The 17323-nt window shown below is 48.3% G+C and carries 8 protein-coding genes and 1 pseudogene; 4 read left to right on the top strand and 5 right to left on the bottom strand.

The window, feature by feature from the left end:
- A pseudogene (locus tag NIES593_RS24605) lies at positions 1–206 on the top strand (hypothetical protein); the annotation flags it as partial.
- Here NIES593_RS24605 and NIES593_RS12625 read toward each other — a convergent pair.
- The 4 genes from NIES593_RS12625 to NIES593_RS12610 all read right to left on the bottom strand — a co-directional run bounded on the left by NIES593_RS12625 (position 196) and on the right by NIES593_RS12610 (position 8798).
- Positions 196–2808, bottom strand: coding sequence for a hybrid sensor histidine kinase/response regulator (locus tag NIES593_RS12625; protein WP_073599917.1), 2613 nt, complete (start codon positions 2806–2808; stop codon positions 196–198). The pseudogene NIES593_RS24605 and the gene NIES593_RS12625 sit on opposite strands and share 11 nt — an antisense overlap.
- Before the next feature lie 27 nt (positions 2809–2835).
- Positions 2836–3282 (bottom strand): response regulator, encoded by a 447-nt coding sequence (locus tag NIES593_RS12620; RefSeq protein WP_073599916.1) that lies wholly within the window; start codon positions 3280–3282, stop codon positions 2836–2838.
- The gene (locus NIES593_RS24600) at positions 3279–7781 is read right to left on the bottom strand and encodes a PAS domain-containing protein (protein WP_073599915.1); all 4503 of its coding nucleotides are present in this window, start codon (positions 7779–7781) and stop codon (positions 3279–3281) included. Before NIES593_RS24600 ends, NIES593_RS12620 begins: the two co-directional genes overlap by 4 nt.
- A gap of 384 nt (positions 7782–8165) precedes the next feature.
- Positions 8166–8798: a class I SAM-dependent methyltransferase gene (locus NIES593_RS12610; protein ID WP_281250735.1), complete on the bottom strand. Its 633-nt coding sequence runs from the start codon at positions 8796–8798 to the stop codon at positions 8166–8168.
- Between the two features lie 113 nt (positions 8799–8911).
- Here NIES593_RS12610 and NIES593_RS12605 point away from each other — a divergent pair, with 113 nt between their 5' ends.
- Positions 8912–9916 (top strand): hypothetical protein, encoded by a 1005-nt coding sequence (locus NIES593_RS12605; protein WP_073599914.1) that lies wholly within the window; start codon positions 8912–8914, stop codon positions 9914–9916.
- A 383-nt stretch (positions 9917–10299) separates the two neighbouring features.
- Positions 10300–12774, top strand: a complete 2475-nt coding sequence (gene lon / locus NIES593_RS12600) for an endopeptidase La (protein WP_073599913.1) — start codon at positions 10300–10302, stop codon at positions 12772–12774.
- Between the two features lie 52 nt (positions 12775–12826).
- Here the strand turns inward: lon and NIES593_RS12595 are convergent, their stop codons facing one another.
- Positions 12827–13816, bottom strand: coding sequence for a GGDEF domain-containing response regulator (locus tag NIES593_RS12595; RefSeq protein WP_073599912.1), 990 nt, complete (start codon positions 13814–13816; stop codon positions 12827–12829).
- Positions 13817–14387: 571 nt separating this feature from the next.
- On the opposite strand from NIES593_RS12595, the gene NIES593_RS12590 reads away from it, so the two are divergent.
- Positions 14388–17318, top strand: a complete 2931-nt coding sequence (locus NIES593_RS12590; protein ID WP_073599911.1) for a DEAD/DEAH box helicase — start codon at positions 14388–14390, stop codon at positions 17316–17318.
- Positions 17319–17323: the final 5 nt, after the last annotated feature.

Below are 17323 nucleotides of genomic sequence, written 5' to 3'. Positions count from 1 at the left end.
GCTATCAGATAGTAGAAATAGTAAAAGAAATAGGTAGTGGAGTTAATGATAACCGTAAGAAACTTACTACAATACTGCAAAACGATAATTATCATCTTATAATAAGATTTCTTGAAAAGAATAACTTAAAAATAAAACCCGCCCCTACCGATATTATGGGCAATCAAACGGATTTGATATTAAAAGTGGTTAGCTTTAACGACTAATCACCTCGTGCAGCACGTTTAATAAATCCTTCAAGGTGTAGGGTTTTGATAAAAAGGCTTGGATGTTTGCACCAGAAGCTTTAATAATCTTTTCATTAGAAACGAGACCGCTGGTAGCAATGACTTTAACATGGGGATCGAACTTGCGCAAGGTTCGGATAGCTGTCGTGCCATCCATCGACGGCATCATGATATCCATCAGGACTGCTTTAATTTCATCTTTATGACGCGCGTAGAGGGCGATCGCTTCGATTCCGTCGCCAGCGATAAGGACCTTGTAGCCGTGAGCTTCTAGGGAGGTTTGCGTAATCTCTTGCACGGCGGCTTCGTCATCTACTACTAAAATCAATTCTCCCCGTCCTCTGGGCAATTGAGACTCGGCCTCTGCTAGCTTTTGCACGTCGTCAATTTGCGGCAGATAGACTCTAAATTCACTGCCTTCTCCCACCTGGCTGCGAACAGTAATAAAGCCGCCATAACCCTTGATAATTCCTAAAGTCGTTGACAGACCCAATCCCGTTCCTTTTCCGACTTCTTTAGTCGTAAAAAACGGTTCAAAAATGCGATCGAGAACTTCGGGAGACATTCCCACCCCCGTATCTGCGATCGCGATCGCGAGATAGCGTCCGGCTTTCGCATAAAGATTTTTTTTCGCATAATTTTCGTCTATAACGACATTTTTAGCAGTAATCGTTAGCTTGCCGCCATCGAGCATAGCATCTCGCGCATTAACGATTAGGTTCATAAAAACCTGATGCAGGTGCGTAGCATCTGCCAAAACCGTTCCCAGTTCGTGGGTTGGAATATCGGCTTCGATTTCTATAGATTTAGGAAAGGTACTTTTGGCAATCTTGACCACTTCCCATAACAGGTGCCCGACTTGTACTACGGCACGTTTGCCTTCAACGCCGCGTGCAAACGACAAAATTTGTTTGACCAAATCCGCGCCGCGCTTGGCGCTGCCTTCGAGTAATTTCAGCAATTGCAAGCTGCGCTCATCTAAATCGGGCAGTTTGAGCGGCAAGAGTTGAGCGGTGGTCAGAATCGGAGTGAGAATGTTGTTGAGGTCGTGGGCAATCCCGCTAGCCAGCGTACCGAGGCTTTCTAGACGTTGGGCGCGCAGAATCTGAGATTCTAAGGACTTCTTCTCGGTAATGTCGGTATCGACGGTCAAAATTGATTTGGGTTGTCCGGCTTCGTCGCGCACCAACGTCCAACGGCTTTCGACGATGACTTCTTTGCCAGCTTTAGTGATTTTGTGCAATTCGCCCTGCCACGCACCTTTCTCGATGACAGTTTGTAGGGCTAAGTCGATTTGGGGCGTAGCTTCTTTGTAGAGTAGGTCGGTGGCGTTTTTCCCGATGGCTTCTTGGGCACTCCAGCCATAGAGTTGTTCGGCACCTTTGTTCCAAAAGATAATTCGGTTAGCGCGATCGCGCACGAGAATGGCATTGGTAGTAATCTCTAAAAGTGCGGCTTGTTCGTAGATTTTCTGTTCGGCACGCTTGCGCTCGGTGATATCTTGGCCAATGCCCACATTAAACCCATTCGGCAAGCGAACGTTTGCCCAAGAAGTTTCTAGAATTTCCCCCGCGCGATTTCTGGTGTGAAACTCCCTCCAGCTACCGTCGGCAGTTTGCATGAATTCTACCACTAAGGCGCGATAGTCCGGGTCGGGATAGCTTTCGGCTAGGACATCTATCTCTTTAAGTTCCTCTGACGACCAACCCAACGTTTTTTCAAACGCTTTGTTAATCATTTGTATCCGACCGTTGGCATCGTAGAAGCTCAACATGACCGGAATATTGTCAAAAATCGTCTGCAAAGTTTCTGTCTGCTGTTTGAGGGCGAGTGCGGCTGTTTTGCTTTCGGTGATGTCTCGCAGAATCGACAAATGTCGGTGGGGCAGGAAGTTAGCCGTTGCGGCAAATTCTACCTCCCGAACCGTGCCATCCCGACGGCGCAGGCGAAACTCGCCAGCCATCTGTCCCTGCTCTCGGAACGATTGCCAAGCGCGAGCGAAATCATACCTCGGCTCGGCAAAATCGGCAATTCTCGCATCGAGCAACTCTTCTTTAGAAACCCCAAACAGCTCGCAGGCAGATGGGTTGGCATCGATATATCTGCCCTCATCATCGGCAATGACGATCGCGTTAAGAGCGCTATTAAAAACCGCGCTTAATTGGCGTTCCCGCTGCCGTAGCTCCTCTTGTGCCTGCTTGCGTTCGATCGCATAACGAATCGCTCTCCCCAACAAGTTTCCATCGACTTGTCCTTTGACCAAATAATCCTGCGCTCCCTCCTGCATGGCGCGAATGGCGATGGTTTCATCGTCTAAACCCGTTAGCACGATGATGGGAAGAATTGGAAAGGCGCGATCGATTTTGACGAAGGTTTCTAATCCCTGGCTATCCGGCAGGGAGAGATCTAACAGAACGACATCAAAGCTCTGGCGAGCAAGGGACGAAAAGGCTTCGCCCAGACTCTCGACAGGCGTTAACTCAAACTGAGTCGAACTGACATCCCGCAACAATTCCTGCAACAGCAGAATATCACCAGGGTTGTCTTCTACTAACAAAACTTTGATTCGATCATTGGTCATTGGTCCTTAGTTACCGATAACTGGTTGCTACTCTGGCGGTAATTTGACGATAGTAAACCAAAAATTTTCGATAGAGCGCACGATTTTAACAAACCGATCGAAGTCAACGGGTTTGGTAATGTAGCAGTTGGCACAAAGATTGTAGGCTCTCAGGACATCTTCTTCGGCTTGGGAAGTCGTGAGAATTACGACCGGAATGCGTTTGAGGATTGGATCGGCTTTCATTTCTGCGAGCACCTCGCGACCATCTTTTTTAGGCAGGTTGAGATCGAGTAAGATTAGGTCTGGGTGAGGTGCATTAGCGTATTTCCCCTCTTTTTTTAAGAACTTTAGTGCCTCTACGCCATCTTCTACCACGCTGAGATTGATGGTCATTTTATTATCTTCCAGGGCAATCTTAGTTAGCTCGATATCGCCAGGATTGTCCTCTATTAGCAAGATCTCGATTGGTTTATTAAAGTCTCGCTCGCTCACGATAGATTACCTGTTCGCTCTGGAATAGTGAAGTAAAAAGTCGCCCCCTTGCCAAATTCTGACTCTACCCAAATGCGTCCGCCGTGCCGCTCGACGATCTTTGTGCAAATTGCCAGTCCGATCCCCGTTCCCGGATACTTGCCTCGACCGTGCAAGCGCTGGAAGATAGCAAAGATGCGATCGGCATACTGTTGCTCGATGCCTATTCCATTATCGCGTACCCAGAACAGCCATTCTTGGGAAGAAGAAGCGGGGGAAGATGCTGCTTCCTGCCTTCTAACTGCTCCGATGTGAATTTGTGGGGGAACGCCTTCGGTTCGGAATTTGATGGCGTTGCTAAGGAGGTTTTGAAATAACTGCATCAGTTGAGTCGCATCGGCCATAACTTGGGGTAAGGGAGCGCGGGTAATGGCTGTGCCAGTCTCGTTAATAGTAACTTGGAGATTGGCGATCGCCATCTCCAAAATAACATTGCAATCCACGAGTTCAAAAGGTTGAGCGCGAGTGCTGACGCGAGAATAGCTCAACAAGTCATCGATCAGGGTTTTCATTCGGTTCGACCCGTCCACGGCATAGGCAATGAACTCGTCGGCTCTAGCATCAAGCTTGCCTTGGTATCGTTTTGCCAAAAGTTGCAAATAGCTCGTTACCATCCGCAGGGGTTCTTGGAGGTCGTGGGAAGCCACGTAGGCAAACTGTTGCAATTCGGCATTGGAGCGAGCCAATTCCTGACGCTGGCGCACTTCTCCCTCTAACAGTTGCGCCTGAGCGAGGGCAATGCCAATTTGGTTGGCCAACAACTGTAACAACTCGATCTCAAAACGGCTCCACTGTCGGGGACGATCGCATTGGTGGGCAATGAGCAAGCCCCAGCACTTTTCCCGCTGAAGAATCGGTACCACTAGGTTAGCCTTCACGCCAAATCGTTCGAGCAACTCGACGTGGCAGGACTCAATGCCAGCATTTCTAATGTCTGCGATCGCGCTTACCCTTCCCTGACGATACTTCTGTTGATAATCTCGACTAAAGCAGGGATCGTAAATTTGTTGTCCTAGAATCTCGGAGAAATCTGGCAAGACGGCTTCTTGCACGACCGTTCCCGAACCGTCGTCCCACAGCCGAAAAACCAAAACGCGATCGGCACTCAACAGTTTTTGTACTTCGGTAACTGCGGTTTGGAGAATTTCTTCGGGTTGCAGGGATTGGCGAATTTTTAGCGTAATTTCAGAAAAAAGGTGAGAGCGTTGATTTTGGCGTACCAATTCGGCTTCTGCCTGTCTGCGTTCTAGTTCCAACCCGGCACGAACGGCAAAGATTTTCAGCGTTTCTTCCATCAATCGAGCGTCGCGCAGTGGCTGACGACTGAGGATGGAGATTCCACCTAAAGTCCGACCGGACGAGTCAAATAAAGGAACGCCTAAATAACTTTCGGCTCCTATTTGTTGAAGGATGTCGTTGTGGGGAAATTGCTGCTGCAAGTTCTGAGGGTAGACGCAGATCTGTTTGCCGATAACATCTCCACAGGGATTATTAGTCAGATCGTACTCAAAATTCTCGATCGCGCGACCGTCGCCGTAGCCTGCAACCGTTCTAGCGAGATTGCTTTCTGGATCGACGATTTCGCTGATGAAAGCATATTCAACCTTTAAGGCTTTGCTGAGATATTTAACTAATGACTGGAAGAAGGCTTCGCCAATTTCTGCGGAAATCCCACGGGCGATGTTTTCTAAAAGTTCTTCTCTTTGCTTGCGCTCGGTGATATCGGTATGAGATCCTGCCATGCGAGCAACATTACCTCGTTCGTCCCACAACGCTTGAGCGCGATCGAGAATCCATTTATAAGTCCCATCTTTGCACCGGACGCGATGTTCGGTGATATAAAAAGGGGTTTTCTTATTGAAGTGATCTTCAAGAGCTTGAGTTACCCAACCGAGATCGTCGGGATGGACTCGTTTTAACCATTCATCGAGATGGTTGGCAATTTCTCCGTCTTCGTATCCCAGCATTTCCTTCCAGCGAGGCGAAAAAAAGACTTCATTGGTTTTAACGTTCCAGTCCCAAATGCCGTCGTTAGTGCCGCGGATAGCTAACTGCCAGCGTTCTTCGCTCTCCCGAAGCGAGGCTTCTGCTTGCTTGCGAGCCGTGATATCTTGAATCTGCGCGATGAAGTATAAAGGTTGACCGCGATCGTCCCTCACGACGGACACGCTTAACAAAACCCAAACAGTATGCCCTTGTCGATGAAGGTAACGCTTCTCGATCTGGTAGGTGTTAATCTCGCCTGCCAGAAGTTGCCGCATGTAAGCGATGCTGCTTTCTAAATCCTCTGGATGGGTAATCGCCTGAAAGCTAGTAGCGAGTAATTCCTCTTGCGAGTAACCGACAATTTCGCACAAGGCACGGTTCACTTTGAGCCAGCGACCGTCGAGCGCTACCAGTGCCATGCCGATGGCGGCATATTCAAAGGCATTGTAAAAGCACTTTTCGCTCTCTCGCAGGGCTGCTTCTGCCCTTTTGCGTTCGGTAATGTCCTCGGCAATATAGGCAAATCTCGGATGGCTTTCAGAACCGCCTGCAATGGCAGAAACGATAGCAGATAGCCATTTAACTCCGCCAGGAACGGGGTGAAAGTACTCGAAGCGAACGGGGATTCCAGTGCGTTTGGCTTCGCGGTAGCGATCGAGCCACAGGCTGATGTGTTCTTGCGGTATGCCTAGTTGGCTGTCTAACTGATTTTGCATGGCTGCGGGCGTTCTGCCAAACAATTGCGCCGTCACTGCGTTATCGACGAGATGCACGATGTCGTTATCTCGCAGTTCGACAATTCCCATCATCGTGGGGGCGCTGTCAAAGAAGCTGTGGAGAGTGGCTTCGCTTTGCCGAAGCGCTTCTTCAGCTCGTTTGCGATCGCTGATGTCCATCATCGCGCCGAGCATGCGGACTGGTTTGCCCGTATTGTCGCGCACGATATAGCCGCGATCGAAGATGTCGGCATAAGAGCCGTCGGCGCGTCGGAAGCGATATTCGTTCGACCAGTACTGTCGATCGCGATCGATGATGTTATGAATTTCAGCAACGATTCTCTCTCTATCTTCTGGATGTATATTTTCGTATCGCCAACTCACCTCGGTGCCGACTTGCTCTTTTGAATAACCAAAGAGCGTTTGTACGGCTTCGTTCCACCAGATTTCATCGGTTAGTAAATTCCAGTCCCAGACGGCATCGTTGGTAGCGCGAGCTAGTATTTGAAAACGTGCTTCGCTCTGGCGCAACTGTTCCTCGACTAGCTTGCGATCGCTGATATCTAATAGCGTACCGTACCAAACTGTCTCTCCGTTGTCGCGGCGTTCCGGTCGAGAAATAGCTCGCACCCACTTGAGTTTTCCCGATTTAGTGATGATGCGCCATTCGCAGGCAAACGGTTCTAAGGTTTGGGCGCTCATGGCATTGGCTGCGAGAACTTTTTGCAAGTCTTCGGGATGAATTTGTTCGTACAAAATAGCAGCGTTTCTGAGAACTTCCTCTGGCTCTATTTCTTGAATTTCCCGGCACGCTTCGCTAATGTACTCAAATTTCATCGAGCCGTCGGGATAGATGACAAATGTATAAATGACTCCTGGTAGGTTGGCGGCTAACTTCTGCAACCGAGCCTCACTTTGGCGCAGTGCTTCTTCGGTTTGCTTGCGTTCCGTAATGTCGAGGGTAACGCCAAGCATAGAAGTCGGAGTGCCGTCGGTTTCGCAAGTGCCGCGACCTCTGGCTAAGACCCAATGAATGCTGCCATCGAGCCAGATATTGCGGTATTCTGCCTCATAATCTGTCTGTTGCTCGATCGCCCTCCTGAGAGATTCTCGCACGCGATCGCGATCGTCGGGATGGATGAGTTCAAATAGTCTGGCGTAGGACAAGTCAGCTTCAGGAGGCAATCCAAAGTTGGCTTTGCATTGGCTCGATGACGATAGCTCTCCCGTTTTTAAATCCAGTTCCCAGGAACCGAGTTGAGCAGCTTGCAAGGCAAGTTTCAATTGTCGTTCGCGCTTTTGCAATAGCGCATTAGTCCAGGCAAGCTCGTCGGTTCCTTCGTCTACCTGCCTCTCTATTTTTTGCCTGAGCATTCCCCAGAGTTGGCAGGCACTCACCAGTCCTACAAAGCACTCTCTTTCGTCTAATACGGGTAAAGAGCAAGTCCCCTGCTGGTGCAGCAGGGACAAAGCTGTAGAGAGATTATCGGAGTCGGATAGTTTTAGCGCTATGACTGGCTGCTCTATTACTCGATCGATTCTAACTCCAGATAAGTCCTCTCCAGAAGCGACGAGGCGAACCACATCCTTGGGCGAAAATACCCCAACTAATTTAGAGTCTTCTACTACCGGGATGCAACTGGCTTGAGTTCGAGCAAGCAAGGCGATCGCATCGACGACGGAAATATCTGGCGAAATCGTCAGCGGAGAACGTTCAATGACTTGCTCTAGAGCAAGGCGATCGAGCAATCGTTCCATAAAGTTACATCAATAACTGAAGCGACATTATAAAGATAGGTCTTGTACCATTTTTCATTACATTAATGACACAGATAGTCGATCGCCCTCACCCCCAACCCCTCTCCCTATTTGGGAGAGGGGAGAAGAATGTCGATCGCGAAAACCTGAAAATTGGTATTACCTCTTAACTTTATAGACGGTTTTTCCAAGAAACCCACAAAAATCCCGATCTTCATTTTAAGCTCTCCGCTAGCTTGAAAGACGAAGATTTTGCGCCATTGTCATTAAACTTCTGGCAGCAATCTTTGCCTTCACCCTAAATGCCTCTCCCAAACTTGGGAGAGGAACTTTAAAATTGGCTCTCTTTGCCAAGTTATATGAGTTTTAATGCTTGCTACTGCTTTACCGACGTTTTTTCTCGAAGACGAACAGCGAAGTTGCAGCTATGTATGGAGGAATGTTTAAGCTATAAGCTAAGTTATTCAATCGCAAAAGTAGGTGTCGGGGAAGACCTTGTAAGCGTCGCTGAATTTCTGATAGTTCCCCTATGCGACGATGTTTTAAAACCAATCCCTTATCTGCGAGATAGTTGACGATTGTTTGAGCGTCAAATCTCCACAGCCAAAGCTTATGGTTGTTCATGTCGTACCAAATACCGTCGCCAAAGGGGAGACTGTGAAAGTCTGTCAATGGTTTTCGCCGTACAAAACGCATCAAAGATTCAATTTTGTGGTCTGCTGCTGTCTTGTTCGTTAAGTATAGTGCTAGCTTACCTCCTGGCTCAACGATACGGACCAGCTCGTCAAGAGCTTTTTCAGCTTCTCGAATGTGGATGATGACTCCCCAAGAAAAAGCATAGCGAAACGAGCTATCTGGGAAGTCGAGTTGCGTCAAATCCTTTTGATGGAATTCTACGCGATCGCTAACATTTGCAACTCTTACGCGGCACCTCGCTTGTTCGAGCATCGTTTTTGAGATATCGATCGCGCAAACGCGATAACCCGCTTTTGCAACTCGAATACTGTGGACAAAGATGCCAGCAAGTGATACATCTGCAAAGATTTAGCAACTCTATCCGAGGTAAGGTTGAGAGAAATGATAGATTGGTGCTAGGGCGGCAGCTTCTAGGCTGTCTAGGAGGAAAGTCAATGTCACAAGAACGGCAACAGTCAACACCCAATACCCCAACCCCTTCAGAAACTTCTGAGAATGGCTATTCTCAGGCAGAAATCATCGAACTGTTGCAAAAAACCATTCAACAACTCGATCGCGTTGTCAATCAACTCAGCGCGGAATCGGTCGAGAATTTGCCTTCTAAAGCGACCATAGAAAGTCTATTAGCCAGTACCGAGACATTAGCGGCTTCGATAGGGAAAACCGAGGTAACAACGCCCGAAACAACGCAAGCTGTCCCCACCCAAACCACAGAAGTCGCTCCTACAAAGCCTGCCCAAGAAGCGATCGCTTCTCAAGAAATCGAGGAAGCAATACCATCAGAAGAAGAAAGTTGGATAGATAAGATTTTACCGAGTTTTAGCAGCTTGCAAACCTGGTGGGATGGCATTTTAGCGAAGATTCGTTCTTGGCTGCCAGCACCCTTACAAGAGAAGCTCTCAGATTGGGGATTGACGGGGATTCTCGCAGGAATTATCGTAGCCGTGTTGATAACTTCTGTATTGCTGCTGCCTCAACCGTCCGCAAAAATCGGAGAAGCCCCACCAGAAACCGCACCAGAAACTACACCAGAAGCCCCATCCCAAACTCCAGAGGTGGTGAAAACCCCGCCAGAACTCAAAGCACCTGGAAAACCCGAACCCGTAGAAATCATCCCGCCACCCGAACCAGAATTAACGCCGGAGCAGAGTTTAATTGCAGCGATTCAAGAGCAAGTTGCTGCGATTACCAGTCAGTATCCAGAAGGATTGGTTCGTTCGGTAGAAGCAAATTTCTTGGCAGGTCGTTTGCTCGTAACTGTGGGAGACGATTGGTATCAACTCAACCCTGGCAGACAAGATAAACTGGCAAATTCTATCCTAGAACGTTCTCGGAAATTAGATTTTCGCAAATTGGAAATCATCGATTCTCAAGGAACGCTACTAGCTCGCAACCCAGTAGTTGGTAACAAAATGGTGATTCTCAAACGAGAAGCATAGCTTTTATCTGAGATCTTGCACTATTATCAACAACTGCTCTTGTCATTCATTTCCCGTCCGAGCAAAAAAGTCTTCTCAAGAAGACCCGATCGGAATTTCAGTCGATTTTAATCGAGTTGAGCTTTGAGCCTAGAACTCTAGTTCTAGAGTTCTAGGCGTTGATGCCAAAGGTGCAAGATACAAGATATAAGTTTATCGGATGTTGGGAGGGGACAATGACATCAATACTGGCACAAAGGTTTAGCGGCGACGATCGCCTATAGAAAAATCAGTGAAGAAAATGCACTAGAAACGAGTACGGTTTAGCGATCCCCTTCAACTGAGGGATTTTATAGCATTAAGGTAAGAAGACCACTCTTGAATCGACAGGATGAGGAGGTATTATGTTCCCGCTTCCACACCTAGCGCTTAAACCGAGAGAAAAATTAGAAACGGGTTTTTTGCTGCCGCTACGCAACATTGTCCTATTACCTGGCGTGACTTTGCCAGTGGTAGCGGGACGACCGCGATCGGTATCGGTGGCGGAGTCGGTAATGATGACGGAGCAAAAACAAGTCATCATTGCTGCCGTGCGTCCAGAAGCCGTTCAAAAGCTAGAAAAGGAAGAAAAAGCTGAAATTGAGAGCTTGGAAGAACTCTACCCAATTGCCACCTTAGCAGTAGTCCATAAGATGCTTCGGTTGCCCGTAGGACCGATCCAGCTTATCATCGAAGGTCAAGAGCGAGTCCGCATCGAACAACTATTGCAGACGGAGCCGACTTATATTGTTAAATTTGAGCGCTTGCCCAACCTGACAGTAGAAGCGGCGATCGCGGCTGGAGCGCAACAACAGTCAATCCAAGCTCTCACAAGTGCGCTGAAATCCCTCTGGCAAGAAGCAGCCTCCCTCAATCCCAACTTTCCAGAAGAAGTCCTGACGGTCTTGCTCAATATCGAATCTCCAGCACAGTTAGCCTATCAGACAGCTATTTTGCTTCAGCAGGAAGTCCCCAAAATGCAGACCTTGCTAGAGCAAAACGATCTGGAATTGCTTTTGCGGCAAGTGCTAGCAGACTTGCAAAAAGAAATCGAAGTTCTGCGCCTGCGCGGCGAAATCCTCGGCGAAACCAAAAAGGAAATCGACCAGCAGCAGAAAGAATTCTTCCTGCGCCAACAACTGAAGAAAATTCAGGAGGAACTCGGCGAAGTCGATTCTGAAAAACAGGAGATCGAAGAATTGCGATCGCGTCTGGCAACGGCCAACTTGCCAGAACCAGCCGAAAAGCAAGCCAAACGCGAATTGGCTCGCTTAGAACGCATCGGCAGTGCCTCGGCAGAAGGCGGAGTCATTCGCACCTATCTAGACTGGCTCCTAGAAATGCCGTGGAATAAGACGATTGAAGACAATCTCGACTTGCAAAATGCCAGAGAAGTTCTCGATGCCGACCACTACGGTCTGTCCAAAATCAAAGATCGCATCATCGAACACCTAGCCACCTTCAAGCTCAAACGAATGGCTCGGAACGAGGACACAGAGACGGAAAAGCCAGAACGACACGACGAGCGTTACAGCGTCGGAACGGTAATCTGCTTCGTCGGACCGCCAGGAACTGGGAAAACCAGTCTGGGTCGGTCGATCGCTCGCGCTTTGGGTCGTCCTTTCGAGCGGATCGGTCTCGGCGGGTTGCGAGATGAAGCCGAATTGCGCGGTCACCGCCGCACCTACATCGGCGCTATGCCCGGTCGTATCGTACAGGCATTGCATCGAGCCGGAGTCAAAAATCCCGTCATCATGCTCGACGAACTCGATAAAATCGGGATGGACTATCGCGGCGATCCGGCATCGGTATTGCTAGAAATTCTCGACCCGCAACAAAACTACAGTTTCCGCGATCTCTACCTCGATTTGGACTTCGACCTGTCTCAAATCCTCTTTATCGGTACGGCTAACGATTTGTCTCGCGTGCCTGCACCCTTGCTCGATCGGCTAGAAATTATCGAACTGTCCGGTTATTCTGAAGAGGAAAAACTGGCGATCGCCGAGCAATATCTTTTGCCCAGACAAATCGAAAAGGCAGGACTGCCAGCGAATGCCGTACAGCTTTCGACAGAAACGCTGCGTCAAATTATCGAACTTTACACCCGCGAAGCCGGGGTACGCAAGCTCGAGCAGCAATTAGGAACGCTGTGTCGCAAAGTTGCCGTCCGCTATGCCAGCGGCGAAACCACGCCGACTATCGTTCATCCCGAACAACTCGAAGAACTGCTCGGTCCGCCGCATTTTTGGCGAGAAGAGAAGCGCAAAGTCAGCCGACCGGGGGTAGCGACGGGTTTAGCTTGGACCGTGCAAGGCGGAGAAATCCTCTTTGTCGAAGCGGTTTTACTACCTCAAGGGAAAGATTTGACCCTAACGGGTCAGCTTGGGGAAGTCATGCAAGAATCGGCTAAACTGGCTTATTCCTACATCTGGTCTAATGCGGACGCGCTCGGAATTGACGTTAGCGCCTTCAAGAGCAACGGTTTGCATCTCCACGTTCCGGCGGGTGCAATTCCCAAAGATGGCCCATCAGCCGGAGTGACGATGGTAGTTGCGATCGCGTCTTTGCTAACCAACCAACCCGTTCGCACCGATACTGCTATGACCGGAGAAATCGACCTCAGCGGCGAAGTTTTACCCATCGGCGGAGTCCGAGAAAAAGTGTTAGCCGCTCGCCGAGCCGGAATTACTCGTATCATTTTACCCAAACAGAACGAAAAAGATTTGGCAGAAGTGCCGCAAGACGCACGGGAAAAGATGGAATTTATCCTGTGCGATCGCATCGAGCAAGTTTTAGAAAATGCTCTCGTGCGACGACAGATGAACCAACCTGTGGTTTGATTGTGGGAAAAGCGTTTTTTGGCTGTCGTCCTCATGTCCAACCTGTCTGCATTTAAGAAATACTTCTTAATTCCGACTTCGATTGACAGCTACAAGAAGATAAGACGACGGGAACGCTAATCCCTACTCGATTGCGTCCTTGTTCTTTAGCGCTATAGAGAGAGCGATCGGCGCGTTTTATAATGGCATCGAGCGTTCCGTCGCCGGGTTGATAAGTCGCTATGCCGATACTGACAGTTATGGTCACGGTTTGTTCGGCAACTTGGAGGGAGATTTTGGCGATTCTTTTGCGGATACGTTCGGCAACTTTTGCCGCTTGAAGTTCTTCTGTTTCCGGCAAAAAGACTAAAAATTCTTCTCCGCCAAATCGCCCAAAACAATCAACTTGGCGAAGGTATTGCGTAATCGATCTTGACATAGCAATCAAAACGCGATCGCCGATATCGTGCCCGTAGGTGTCGTTGATTTGTTTGAAGCGATCGATATCGATCGCCAAAACGGAAAAAGGATGGGCATATCGCTTGGCGCGGTTGAATTCTCTTTCTCCAAACGCTATCAGAGCGCGACGATTCGCCACGCCTGTTAAAGGATCGGTGTTGACTAATTTTTCCAATTCCGAATAAGCTTTCTGCAATTGCTCCCAATTCCGTTTTAATTTCAAATGGGTTCTAATGCAAGCGAGTACTTCTAACTCGTTGGATGCTTGGCTCAAGGAATCGACCATGCCGCTATCGAGCGTTTCGAGCAATGCCTCTTGTTCCCGATTAGCGGTCAGAAAAAGCTTAGGAATTCGAGCATACTCAGAATGGGCATGTAGGGTTTTGCCTATTTCTAGCACGTTTGCACCCTGCTTGGTGAGATTGAGAAGAATTAAATCTGGTTGGAGCTGTTTAATTGCCTCTAGCGCTTTCTGTTCGTTAGCCACAAAAGATATGCCGTATCCCGTTTCTGCCAACCTGGCGATCGTCGGCTGAAGATTATCATTATCGCTAGTGCCATCTACAATAAGAATATGGAAGTCTTGGGGATTAAACGCTTTCATTAATACGTGTGTCCTACCAGATAAATCCAGAAAAATTTTGACTCGACCGAGCGCAAGCGCAATAGCGAATAAAGTTGCTTCTTTGATTTTTACAGACGTTTCTAGACTTTCCTAATGTTCCTTATACACAAATTGCGATGATTGTAAAATTTCAGTTTATTTTGTTTTGGTAGTAAAGAGAAGATTTTATTTATAAAATAAAGATTAAATTAAATAGGCTAAGTCAAAAACTCACCTATTCGAGCCTTTAGGCAAAAGTTGAGCAGCATTTAGTTTTAAGAAAATATGTAGTCTTAAATTTGCATTAATTAATTTATACCTAGAAATAGTATTTTGTTCTTTGTCACTTGTTCTTTGCCCTTTCCCCTTTCCCCCAATGGCTAATAACCAATGACCAATAACAATTGCGAATTACGAATTACGAATTATCCTGACCAATGACACTTTCATCCCCCAACTAAAGTATGGGAGATGAGTTAAATTAACCCATCCTTGCTGAGAGTCGCTTACAATATAGCCAGTACATGTAAACTTACCCTTGTGTTTAGGAGTTAGATAAGAAAAACCATTAGTGAAAGAACGTCTAAGCAATCCCAAGTTAAATCTTAAAGAACTATTTCCATTTAAGCTGGATGATTTCCAACAAAAAGCGATCGCGGCTCTCGATGCCGGGAAGTCTGTTGTCGTTTGCGCTCCCACTGGTTCGGGTAAAACCTTAATCGGAGAATACGCCATCTACCGCGCTCTGTCGCGGGGCAAGCGAGTCTTTTACACCACGCCACTAAAAGCGCTTTCCAATCAAAAGTTTCGAGATTTTCAAGAGCGATTTGGCAGTTGGGGAGACGGGGAGGCAACCGAAAAGGTCGGTTTGATCACCGGAGATGTAGTCTATAATCCCAATGCCCCGATCGCGATCATGACCACGGAGATTTTCCGTAATATCCTCTACGAAACTCCCATCGGACAGGTGGGGACATCGCTAGAAAATGTAGAAAGCGTAGTTTTAGATGAATGCCACTATATCAGCGATCGCGGACGGGGAACGGTTTGGGAAGAATCGATTATCTATTGTCCTCCTACTATCCAGTTAGTTGCCCTCTCCGCTACCATTGGCAATCCAGAAGAACTGACGGACTGGATCGAGCGAGTGCGCCTCGCGGCTCGATCCAAGGAAAATGGAAAGCAAGTTATTTATCACTGCGCGTTAATTGACTCCGACTACCGTCCCGTTCCCTTGCGATTTTTCTTCTCCACCAAAGAGAAGTTATATCCCCTTCTCAATTCCAAGCAAACTGCCATCAATCCCAGCCTCAAATCGAAGTCTCCCAGAGAAGAAAAGCGGCGGCGCAGACGAGAAGACTGTCCCAGTATCCTGAGTGTGGTCGAACAGCTAGTCGAACGGGATTTACTGCCAGCAATCTATGCAATCTTTAGCCGCCGAGGGTGCGACCAAGCGGTCAGGGAACTCGAAGATTTGGTACTCGTTAATGAATCGGAAGCCAAAGCCATTATCCACAGGCTGCTGGTCTTCTTTTTGTCTGAAAATCCCGACTTACAAGAACGACTGCTGGCATTTTTGGCTCAAGAAACGCCTATCTTGCATAAAAAGCTACTCGATTTTCTCGCCAACAATCCCGATGCCACCTCAAACTTGCTGGATTTTTTAAGTGAAAATCCCCAAGAACAAGTCAAACTATGGGATTTTATGGCAGAACAGTCCCATTTCATTCGCTTCGATCAGCTAGAACCTCTAACGCGCGGTATTGCTGCTCATCATGCCGGAATTCTTCCCGTCTGGAAGGAATTAGTCGAACAGTTATTCGAGCAGGGGTTGGTCAAAGTCGTTTTTGCTACCGCTACCCTTTCGGCAGGAATCAATATGCCCGCCCGAACTACCGTTATTTCTGCCCTCAGCAGGCGCACGGACGACGGACACAGCATGTTGACTCCTTCTGAGTTTTTACAACTCGCCGGGAGAGCCGGACGGCGAGGGAAAGATGAGGTAGGCTATGTGGTGACGGTACAGACTCCCTTTGAAGGAGCAAAAGAAGCTGCTTATCTAGCAACAGCCAAAGCCGAACCGCTCAAGAGTTGCTTTACGCCTTCCTATGGCATGGTTTTGAATTTACTGCAAAAACATACTCTAGAGGAAGCCAAAGAATTACTAGAGCGCAGCTTTGCCGAATATCTAGTGCAGTCGAAACTGGCTCCGGAAAAAAAGGCGATCGCCGAATTGACCACAGAACTGGCAAAAATCGACGTAGAACTAGCCGGACTCGACGATCGCGACTTTGCCAGCTATGCCAAACTCAAAGAACGTCTCAAAGAAGAAGAGAGGCTCTTAAAAATCCTTCAGCAGCAAGCAGAAGCTAACAAAAAGCATGAAATCGCCTCTCGACTGGCAGAACTTTCCCCGGGTAGCTTGCTTGCCCTTAAAGGAAAACACGTCAAGGTGGCTTCTCCCTTGTCTGCGGTTTTTGTCGCTAAAATCCCCGGTTCGGGACAAGCTCCCGATCTCGTATGTTTGGGAGAAGATAATCGCTGGTATATCGTCACGCTGGCTGATATTACCGACATGCTGCCCGATAGCTTGTCACAAGGAGCGCAATTATCCGTACCGGGGTTAGACGCGCTTCTAGAAGGGACTTCCCATCACCACTGCGGTCCCTGGCATAAAGGAGACGAGAAAACTGCCGCGATCGCTCAGCAAATTACTCGGCTTGATGCGACGGCAGCAATTGCTCCCGAAGTCATTGCCCAGCAGGAGCGAATCGATCGCTCTCAAGCCAATCTGGATAATCATCCTCTGCAACAGCAAAAAAATCCCACTCGCCTACTCAAACTGCATCAACGCCGCCTCACAATACGAGAACAACTCTACAGAAGTCACGCAAAATATCAGAAGCAACAGGCACATAAATCCTATTATTGGCAAGATTTTCTCAATCTAATTGAAATTTTGCGAGAATTTAGAGCACTCGATGGGCTGGTGCCGACTCCTCTGGGACGAGCAGCCGCAACCATTCGAGGCGAAAACGAACTTTGGCTCGGTTTGGCCTTGATGTCGGGAGCGCTCGATCGCCTCGAACCCCATCAATTGGCTGCTGCCATCAGTGCTTTGATTACCGAACCGCTGCGCCCCGATACTTGGACGAATTATCCGCCGTCCCAAGCCGTGTTAGAAGCCTTTCGCAAAACCGGGTCGCAAGAAATCGGCTTGCGGGAAATTCGACGACAGCTATACCAGGCGCAAGCCCGATACGATATTGCTATCCCCGTTTGGTTGGATACCCAGTTGATGGGTTTGATAGAACAGTGGGTATTGGGAGTAGATTGGAACGAACTTTGCGATAATACCAGTCTAGATGAGGGAGATATCGTCAGACTCCTGCGTCGAACCATCGATCTACTGTGGCAGATTCCCCAAATTCCAGGCATTCCTGCCGCTTTAAAAAAACAAGCCAAAGTCGCAGTCTCGATGATGAAACGGTTCCCAGTTTGAAGATG

This window comes from Hydrococcus rivularis NIES-593, assembly GCF_001904635.1.
GTDB lineage: Bacteria > Cyanobacteriota > Cyanobacteriia > Cyanobacteriales > Microcystaceae > Hydrococcus > Hydrococcus rivularis.
Note: the sequence above shows the minus strand (reverse complement) of the source record. Positions and strands in the feature narration are given on the sequence as shown.

Coding starts and splice junctions, on each gene's coding strand:
- NIES593_RS12625 (WP_073599917.1), bottom strand. CDS start 2,808: ATGACCAATGATCGAATCAAAGTTTTGTTAGTAGAAGACAACCCTGGT.
- NIES593_RS24600 (WP_073599915.1), bottom strand. CDS start 7,781: ATGGAACGATTGCTCGATCGCCTTGCTCTAGAGCAAGTCATTGAACGT.
- NIES593_RS12605 (WP_073599914.1), top strand. CDS start 8,912: ATGTCACAAGAACGGCAACAGTCAACACCCAATACCCCAACCCCTTCA.
- lon (WP_073599913.1), top strand. CDS start 10,300: ATGTTCCCGCTTCCACACCTAGCGCTTAAACCGAGAGAAAAATTAGAA.
- NIES593_RS12595 (WP_073599912.1), bottom strand. CDS start 13,816: ATGAAAGCGTTTAATCCCCAAGACTTCCATATTCTTATTGTAGATGGC.